Below are 4,545 nucleotides of genomic sequence, written 5' to 3' on the forward strand. Positions count from 1 at the left end.
CCGCCGCGCCGAGGATCACGAGGACACCGAACCAGCGACCGGCCAGCTCGGCGACGCGGGCGACCGCGCCCTGTGGTGGTGTCGACATCATCGTCCTCTCCGCCGGGTCCCCGTCCGCCAACCGGCACCGGGGCCGAGCCGAAGGGTATCCCCCGTTCGGGCGATAGCGAGACCGGTGGGACGGACGAGTGCCCGGTGGCGGCGGTCATTTCCCAGTGGATGGGAAGGGAGCTGTTCGCCCCCGTGTCCCGTCCCGCTCAACGTCGGGCGAACGCGGGCGCCCGCTCCGGGCGCGGGCCGAAGCCGATCAACGCTGCCAGCGCCCGCCGAGCGGCGGGGACGCGGCGCACCACCGCGACCAGCGGTCGGGGAGGGTTCGTCCGCCTCCCCGAGAACGCCGGCGCGATGACGGACCGGTGCAGCACCCGTTGCAACGCCTGGATCACGACCGTGGGCATCCGGCGTCGTCGCTGGACGCTGGCGAGGTCGCGGGGCGTGACGTGACCCCGTCGCAACGGGTCGGCCAGCAGGCGGGCGGTGGCCACGGCGTCCTGCACGGCGAGGTTGATGCCCACGCCGCCCGCCGGGGACATCGCGTGCGCGGCGTCGCCGATGCAGAGCAGGCCGGGGACCGACCACCGGCGGAGCCGGTTCAACTTGACGTCGAGCAGGTGCACGTCGTCCATGCTCCGCAGTGCCCCCGACTCCTCGGCGAGGTCGGGTCGGATCGCGGCGATCCGCCGCCGGAACGCCTCGACCCCTTCCGCCCGGAGCTCCGGATCCCGCCCCTTGGCCGCGAGGAAGGCGAGCTGCTGGAAACCCTCCCTGGCGAGGACGAGCAGCATCGCACCGTCCACGGACCTCGGGATGAGGGCCGGGACGGCCGTGCCGTCGTCGGTGCGGGGCAGGCGGAACCACCACGCGTCCAGCGGCACCGGGTACTCCACGGGTCGCAGCCCGGCCGCGCGTCGCAGCACCGAGGCGCGGCCGTCGCAGGCGACGGTGAGGTCGGCGTGGAGGACGCCCTCCTCGCCGTCGCTGGTCCGGTACCGCACTCCCGCGACCTTCCCGTGTGACCGGACCAGGTCGATCACCTCGGTGTTCCGGCGCAGGGTGAAGGTGCGTTCCTGGCTCGCCGCCTCCGCCAGCAGGTTCAGCAGGTCCCACTGCGGCACCATCCGCACCTCCCGGTGGGTCCCCCGGAGGAGCGTGAAGTCGGCGATCGTGACCGGGTCGCCACCCGGACCGGGGAGGAGGAGGTTCCCCAGCGGGGTCTGCGGCAGCGCCCGGAAGGCGTCTCCGAGACCCAACTCGTCGAGCAGGCGTTGGGTGGACGGATGAACCGTGTCGCCCCGGAAGTCCCGCAGGAAGTCGGCGTGCTTCTCCAGCACGGTGACCTGGATGCCCGCGCGGGCGAGGAGCAGGCCCAGCGTCATGCCGGCCGGTCCACCCCCCGCGATGAGAACCGTGCTCGTCGTCATCCTCGTCCCCTCACCGTCGTCGTCGATGGAATCTGGAACGATGATATGTATATCGAAGTGCCACGTGTCAACCCCGAGGTTGTCGTGACCGCCCGACTCCGGCGAGGCCGCGGGGATGTCGTGCGGCGGCGAGCCGTGGTCGATCGCGCCGACGCGGTCCCCCCGTGCCCGGTCATCCGAGTCCGCTCGTGCCCGTGCGGCGAACGGTAGGGTCGCGGTGCGCCGAGGAGGGGACCATGTCGGAGCAGGTGGGTTCGGAACTCGTCCAGGCGGCGCTGGCCGCGAGCCGGGAGCGCGGGCAGGACGTCGCCGACGTACCCCTGACCGCCATCGCCGAGGCGGCCGGCATCTCCCGCAGCACGTTGCTGCGGCGGCTGGGCGGCACCCGCGCTCGCCTGGACGAGGCGGTCCGCGATGCGGGGATCGACCCCGGTGGTCGCCGACCAGTGCGGGAGCGGGCGGTGGAGGCGGCGGCCACCCTCATCGGCGAGCGGGGGCTCGGCGCGGTGACCCTGGACGCGGTGGCCGCGGAGGCGCGCTGCTCCCTGCCCAGCCTGCACACGGTGTTCGGGGGGCGGGACGGTCTGCTCGGGGCGGTGTTCGACAGGTACAGCCCGGTGCTGGCGCTCGACTCCCTCCGGCGTGACCCGCCCGCCACCACGGAGGACACCGTGCGCGCCATCTACCGCGCGGTGGTCGCGGCGTTCCAGCGGGAACCGCGCGTCATCCCGGCGATCTTCGGTGACATGCTCAGCCGGCCCGGCGGCCCGGCCGGCGAGTTCCTCCAGGAGAACTTCCCCCGCCTCTTCGGCAGCGTCGGGGAGCTCGTGATGGGCGAGGTGCGAGCCGGGAGGGTGCGGCCACTGCCGATGCCGCTGCTCGTCCAACTGCTGGTCGGCCCCATGCTCATGCACCTGCTGCTGCGACCCGTGCTGGCCCCGTCGCTCGGTGACGAGCTGCCCTCCACCGACCGGGCGGTGGAGGAGTTCACGGCGGCCTTCCTGCGATCAACCCGCGTGGCCGAACCCCCGGGGTGACGCGAGCGGCGGCCCGGCTCGCCGGCTGGTGGACTGCCCGGCCCCAGGCCGTCCGCCGCTCGTGCGACCCGCCGACCCGCCGAGCCCCTGCCTCCCGGCGCCGGGGTGGCACCGGGAGGGGTGCGGACGTCGAGCGGGAGGCCCGGCGAGGGGAGCCGCGCGCTCCGCGACGCGCGCACCGGCTCCCCGGCCAGCCCGCGAGAGGAACGCGGTGGCCGGTCCACGTGGCGTCCGTCGGTCACTCACCGCTCGCGCGGGTCAGCTGGTCCGAAGGGCGCGTCAGGCCCGGGGTGCGGTGTCCTCCGCGCGCTCCTCGGCGAGGAAGTCCAGCAGCAGGGTGGTCACCTCGGCGGGCTTGTCCAGCGGGGCCACGTGGCCGGCGTCGGTGAGCGTCACGAAGCGGGAGTCGGGGGCCAACTGGTGGGCGGTGGCCAGCTCCGTGTGGCCGACGAGCGGGTCCTCGTCACCCCGGATCCACAGGACCGGCATCCGGAGCCCCGGCAGCCGCGGGGTGTGGTCGAGGGCCATCCGCCACGGGCCGTAGGAGAGCACCTGCCAGTCGTCCAACGCCGGCTCGCGGTGCCGGTGCTTGGCCACCGACTCGGCGTGGGCGAGTTCGTGGAGGGTCTCGAAGTGCTGGGTGTCCTCACCGGCGGTGAGGAAACCACGCATCGACTTCCGGAGGTAGGTGGTGTCGCGGGCGAGGAACCAGCTCGTCGACCGCAGCATGCCCGGGGTGCGCAGCGTGAGCCAGGTCAGGAACTGCCAGGGGCGGCGCGCGCCGACACCGCCCGGCGCCAACGCCGCGATGCGCTCGACCCGGTCGGGGTTGTTCAACGCGTAGCCGAGCCCGACGCCGCCGCCCATGGACAGGCCGACCAACGTCACCTTCGCGATGCCCAGGTGGTCGAGCAGTTCGGTGATGATCTGTTCGAGGAGTTCCTGGGTGATGCGGCGACCTCGTTGCCAGGGGCGGCTGCCGCCGTGCCGGGGCCAGTCGATCGCGTGCACCCGGTGCGCCCTGGCCAGGCCCGGCAGGATCCCGCGCCAGGTGTACTCGGAGGTGTCCAGCATCGCGCCGTGCAGCAGCAGCACGGGGGGAGCGCCCTTGGGCCCGGCCTGGTGCAGCCGGATGGGTCCGCCGGCCAGGCTGAGGTCCGCCGACGACTCGAAGATGGACCGTGTCATGAGGGGTGCTCCTCTGTCGTGGTGGCGGGGTCGAGCTGGTGGGAGATCAGGTCGAGCTGTCCGAACTGGGCCTGGCGGGTCCGTTCCGGGTCGGGAGCGGTGTTCGCCTCGAGGCCGCGTTCGACGAGGGTGATGACCAGTTCGACCGCCCGGTCGAACTGCTCGGGGCTGATGGGCCCGACCACCGAGGACGCCGAGATGAGACCGATGCTGATGGAGCTGAGCACGATGGCCAGGGCGTCCGGATCGACCTCGGCGTCGAGGGCGCCCGCCCGCTGGATGGCCGTCAGGTACTCGACCAGCCACCGCCGCCGGGAGACGTACCGGTCGTCCTCGACGGAGCGGACGTAGGAGCCGAGCAGGTCGGTGTCACCGAGGTAGCAGCGCAGCATCAGCGGGTCGGCCCGCAACGCGTTCAGGCCGAGGCGCCACGCGAGGCTCAGCCCCACCGTCCCCTCGTGCTCGACGACCCGACGTCGCACGGTGGCGACGAGTCGTCGCATCGACCGGCGGAGCAGTGCGTCGAGCACGGCGGGCTTGCTGTCGTACTCCCGGTAGACGGCGCCCTTCCCGATCCCGGCGCGAGCGGCGATGCGGTCGATCGTCATGCGGTCGTAGCCGTGTTCCAGGACGAGGGCCTCGGCGGCGTCGAGGATCGCGTCCGGTCTGTTGGGGATCAGTGGTCGGGGCATCGCCTCTCCTGGGGACGTCGTAGTGACCACAATACATACTTTGGTCACTACGGGGGCGGGGTGTCTCGGGCGGAGGGGTGGGGGCGTCCTCGACGGCGGGGTGCGTGGGGCGGCGACGGGGTCGGCCGGTGGTGGCCGTGAGCCCCG

General features: G+C 73.3%; 4 protein-coding genes. 1 reads left to right on the forward strand and 3 read right to left on the reverse strand.

The features are described 5' to 3' along the window. Positions 1-257: 257 nt before the first annotated feature. Positions 258-1,481, reverse strand: coding sequence for an FAD-dependent oxidoreductase (locus ACTIDRAF_RS0223670; protein WP_016701168.1), 1,224 nt, complete (start codon positions 1,479-1,481; stop codon positions 258-260). A 236-nt stretch (positions 1,482-1,717) separates the two neighbouring features. Here ACTIDRAF_RS0223670 and ACTIDRAF_RS0223675 point away from each other — a divergent pair, with 236 nt between their 5' ends. Then, the gene (locus tag ACTIDRAF_RS0223675) at positions 1,718-2,518 is read left to right on the forward strand and encodes a TetR/AcrR family transcriptional regulator (protein ID WP_016701169.1); all 801 of its coding nucleotides are present in this window, start codon (positions 1,718-1,720) and stop codon (positions 2,516-2,518) included. Between the two features lie 279 nt (positions 2,519-2,797). On the opposite strand, the gene ACTIDRAF_RS0223680 is transcribed toward ACTIDRAF_RS0223675, so the two are convergent. Together ACTIDRAF_RS0223680 and ACTIDRAF_RS30875 are read right to left on the reverse strand one after the other, a co-directional pair. Continuing rightward, on the reverse strand, positions 2,798-3,706 hold the full coding sequence (locus ACTIDRAF_RS0223680) for an alpha/beta fold hydrolase (protein ID WP_016701170.1): 909 nt from the start codon (positions 3,704-3,706) through the stop codon (positions 2,798-2,800). Further along, positions 3,703-4,398 carry a TetR/AcrR family transcriptional regulator gene (locus tag ACTIDRAF_RS30875; protein ID WP_016701171.1) on the reverse strand — a complete coding sequence of 232 codons (696 nt, stop codon included), beginning with the start codon at positions 4,396-4,398 and terminating at the stop codon, positions 3,703-3,705. The genes ACTIDRAF_RS0223680 and ACTIDRAF_RS30875 overlap by 4 nt, the downstream gene beginning before the upstream one ends. Positions 4,399-4,545: the final 147 nt, after the last annotated feature.

Origin of the sequence: Actinoalloteichus spitiensis RMV-1378 (assembly GCF_000239155.1) — a bacterium.
GTDB classification, from domain to species: Bacteria; Actinomycetota; Actinomycetes; order Mycobacteriales; family Pseudonocardiaceae; genus Actinoalloteichus_B; species Actinoalloteichus_B spitiensis.

Excerpts from the sequence above, each read along its gene's own strand:
- ACTIDRAF_RS0223670 (WP_016701168.1), bottom strand. The coding sequence starts at position 1,481 with ATGACGACGAGCACGGTTCTCATCGCGGGGGGTGGACCGGCCGGCATG.
- ACTIDRAF_RS0223675 (WP_016701169.1), top strand. The coding sequence starts at position 1,718 with ATGTCGGAGCAGGTGGGTTCGGAACTCGTCCAGGCGGCGCTGGCCGCG.
- ACTIDRAF_RS0223680 (WP_016701170.1), bottom strand. The coding sequence starts at position 3,706 with ATGACACGGTCCATCTTCGAGTCGTCGGCGGACCTCAGCCTGGCCGGC.
- ACTIDRAF_RS30875 (WP_016701171.1), bottom strand. The coding sequence starts at position 4,398 with ATGCCCCGACCACTGATCCCCAACAGACCGGACGCGATCCTCGACGCC.